Genomic DNA, 3,313 nt, shown 5'->3' with positions numbered 1-3,313 from the left:
GTCCCTCCCGCCCCTCCAGCAGGCCGTCGGTCGCGAGCAGCAGCATCCATCGCGGACCGAGCTCGACCAGCACCTCCTCGGTGAGGTCCTCGTCGAGGATGCCCAGCGCCGGCCCGACGACGTCACCGGGCAACGCGGCGAGGTACGGGTGCAGCAACGCGGGCGGCGGGTGGCCGGCCAACCGCATCCGCACCGAACCTCGGTCGGGGGCGATCGAGAGGGCACAGACCGTGGCAAAGATCTCGTCGTGTTCGCGTTCGCTGACCAGCACCCGCTGGAGATACCCGAGCCGGTCGGCCTCCGCCACCCCGGCCAGGACGAGAGTGCGCCAGGCGATGCGCAGGCTGACCCCGAGGGCGGCCTCGTCCGGGCCGTGCCCGCAGACGTCGCCGAGCAGCACGTGGACCGTCCCGTCGGGGGTGGACACCATGTCGTAGAAGTCACCCCCGAGCAGCGACTGCTGCCGGCCGGGCCGGTAGCGGGCGGCGTGGCGCAGCCGGTGGTCGTCGTAGAGCGGGCGGGGAAGTAGTCCGCGTTCGAGCCGGGCCCGCTCGTCCGCTTGCAGCTCCGACTCGCGTAGCGCCTGCGCCGCGGTGTCAGCCCGCTTGCGCTCGATCGCGTAGCTCACGGCACGCACCAGATCCCGTCCGTCGACCTGGCCCTTGACGAGGTAGTCCTGGGCGCCTGCGGCTACCGCCTGGGCGCCCCGGTACTCATCGACCATGCCGGTGAGCACGACGACCGGCGCGCCCGCCTCCACCGCCAGCAGCCGGCGCAGTGCCGAGAGGCCCTCGCTGTCGGGCAACCCGAGGTCCAGCAGCACGCAGGCGACCTGCTCGCTGCGGCGGACCGCCTCGGCCACGGTGCGCACCCGGGTCAGCTCGACCGGCGCCGCCACCTCGTCGAGCAACTCGGACACCAGGTAGGCGTCCGCGTCATCGTCCTCGACGAGAAGGATCGGCCAGACCACATCTGCCGGTTCCGTTCCTGGCACCCGGACTGCGGTGCTCTCTCTTTCTGACACGTCTCCTCGGCAGTGCACGACACGCGGGCCATATCGGCCCATCCGGACCCGAAGCATGGCACGCCCACGGGCCGCCGCGCGCAGCGGAACGCCGAACGCGCCATCCGCTACCGCCGCTACCAGAGCGAGGTTAGAAACATTTCACCATCAAGTCAGGCCGGACGGCGCCCGAACCGGCGGAGACTTGCCGGGCGACCACACCAGGCCCGCAGCAGGCGAGCGCGGCGGACTCAGCGCCGCGGTCCGCTTCCGCGGGCGGTGGAACGCTCCGCCTTGGCCGGGGACCGGTCGGCCGGGGACCGGTCGGCCGCCGACGCGGGCTGATCCGTCGCTGGCCATTCGGGAGCGGGCGCGGTGGGCCGGCCCAGCAGGTACCAGCCCCACAGCCCGGCGGGCGCGGGAGCCCGCACCGGGGCTCCGGCCACCTCACGCGCGTCCATGACGTCGAGCAGGTGATCGAAGCTGCCGAGGAGACGGATCGCCAGGCTGCCGCCGAAGATCCCGCCGTGCCCGAGATGCGGGTGGGGCCGGGTCGGCGCGTGGCGCATGGCGTCGGCGAAGCGGTCGAGCAGATACCGGCGCTCGTCGCCGGAGAGCCGTTCGGTGAGCTCACGCAGCAGCCCGTCCTCCCTCTTCTCGTGCTCGGCGAGCAGCGCCGCGAGGTCTCGGCGCAGGCTCGCCACGCTGTTCGCCGGGTGATTGAGGTCTCCCTGCACGTACTGCTCGATGCCGCGCATCACCGACGAGCACTGGCGGGCCAGCCGACCCAGCTCCGCGACCCGCGCCCGTCCCCCCGGCACCCGGCGGGCCATCTCCGGATAGACGACGGCCTCCATCGCGCTGAGATGGGCCGAGACGGCCGCCACCGCCGCGTCGCTGGCGCGCAGCGCCTGGCGGGGATCGCTGGGCGGGCCGTCCGTGGCACCGGCCGCGTCGCCGCCGTCGCGGGAGAGCTCGATGAGATGGACAGCGTCCGCATGCGCTGCGTCCACCAGGGTCGTCAACGTCTCAGCCATGATCACCTCACCCGTAATGGGTCGATACCTAGCGGAGAGTTACCAGCCCTGTGAAGCTACGCCTTCGCGACCGGGGCCGCACCCCGATGACCCTCACACAACGGGACCGATAGCACCACAAAAGGTGCCGGTCGGCCACGCCGACGCCTACCGTAAGGAAGGATTCCACTACTATTAGGGGCATGGTTGGCAGTAGTGTCCCCGTGGCCCGGGACCAGGCAGTCTTCGCCGCCCGCTCGCGCCTCGCCGATGTCCGTCGCCGGTTCCTCGGCCATGACCTTCCGCCCCTGGGCACCCTGATCGTTCGTCATCAGGTGGCGGTCCCGGACGGGGCTGAATGGCCCTGGGCTCGGGTGTCCAGCTGGCCTCACGCGACCCTGTTGAACGGGCGCAGTCTGAACGACGGGGCGCACCCGTCAGTGGCGCACATCCGGATGGGCCGGCCCCTGCGCATCCGGAGCGCCGACATTGTCGACTGGGCAATCATCGACGCCCGTGGCGAGATCGCCGAGGGCGCCTGGACCCGCCGGCTGCGGGCCCCGGCGGACACGACCCGCTGAGCGGCCCCGGCCGACTGAGCTGCCCACGGCCTGTCTGGGCAGCCCAGCCCGGTTGGGCGATTCAGCCCGGTTGGGCGATTCACTCCCGCCAGCCGGTGAGCTCCGTTCCGCGGGGATGCTCCAGCCGGAACGAGAACTCCACCCGCCCGGTCGCGCCCGGACCAAGCTCGAGCGTCCACGACAGCAGGCCGACGTCGGTTCGCTCGTCCGGTTCGGGGCGCGCCTGGAAGTCCCGCACGGTGACGCTTTCATGCCGGGAGACCGGGATCTGGTCGCGCACCACCGTCCGAATCGGCCGAGGTGTGTGGTTGGTCACCTCGACGCGGTAGGCGGCCTCGATCCGTCGGTTGCTCCCGCCCACGCGGCGGCCCGTCGCACGGCGAACCAGCTCACGCTCGACCCGCACCCGGTGGTCGACGCCGAGATGCAGCTCGACCTCGGCCCCCGGCGGCACCATGCCGATCGTGCCGCTGCCGGCGAAGTCCCCGCCATGGAAGATCGAGACCTTGCCGGGCAGCAGGGTGTGCGGGGAGGTGTTGGTGACGGTAGCCCGCAGGTAGGCGTCGGGAGAGGTCCTGGGGACGGTCAGATGATCAAGGGCGGCATCGAACTCGATCACCGCGACGGTGACGCGGTGCCGGTCTCCGTCGGCCGGGACGGCGGCCCGGCGGGGCGGGCGATAGGTCGCCGACCCGGCAAAGTCGATCTCCGGC

4 protein-coding genes are annotated in these 3,313 nt (G+C 72.0%); 1 reads left to right on the top strand and 3 read right to left on the bottom strand.

Annotated features, from left to right (window positions below; translation table 11 throughout):
• Both NBZ85_RS29275 and NBZ85_RS29270 read right to left on the bottom strand, forming a co-directional pair.
• Positions 1-1,066: PP2C family protein-serine/threonine phosphatase (locus NBZ85_RS29275; RefSeq protein WP_264762446.1), on the bottom strand; the 1,066-nt coding region annotated here is incomplete at its 3' end.
• A 188-nt stretch (positions 1,067-1,254) separates the two neighbouring features.
• Complete coding sequence (locus NBZ85_RS29270) at positions 1,255-2,040, bottom strand: hemerythrin domain-containing protein (RefSeq protein WP_261560493.1); 786 nt, start codon at positions 2,038-2,040, stop codon at positions 1,255-1,257.
• A gap of 182 nt (positions 2,041-2,222) precedes the next feature.
• Between NBZ85_RS29270 and NBZ85_RS29265 the strand changes: the two genes are divergently transcribed.
• Positions 2,223-2,600, top strand: a complete 378-nt coding sequence (locus tag NBZ85_RS29265; protein WP_205447341.1) for a hypothetical protein — start codon at positions 2,223-2,225, stop codon at positions 2,598-2,600.
• Positions 2,601-2,679: 79 nt separating this feature from the next.
• Here the strand turns inward: NBZ85_RS29265 and NBZ85_RS29260 are convergent.
• Positions 2,680-3,313 (bottom strand): DUF4139 domain-containing protein (locus NBZ85_RS29260; protein ID WP_261563180.1); only part of this gene is annotated, 634 nt, incomplete at its 5' end.

It is taken from the genome of Frankia tisae, from assembly GCF_025403405.1.
Lineage (GTDB): Bacteria > Actinomycetota > Actinomycetes > Frankiales > Frankiaceae > Frankia > Frankia tisai.
The sequence above is the reverse complement of the archived record's forward strand: the minus strand, read 5'-3'. Positions and strand labels throughout refer to the sequence as shown.

Excerpts from the sequence above, each read along its gene's own strand:
- NBZ85_RS29270 (WP_261560493.1), bottom strand. The coding sequence starts at position 2,040 with ATGGCTGAGACGTTGACGACCCTGGTGGACGCAGCGCATGCGGACGCT.
- NBZ85_RS29265 (WP_205447341.1), top strand. The coding sequence starts at position 2,223 with ATGGTTGGCAGTAGTGTCCCCGTGGCCCGGGACCAGGCAGTCTTCGCC.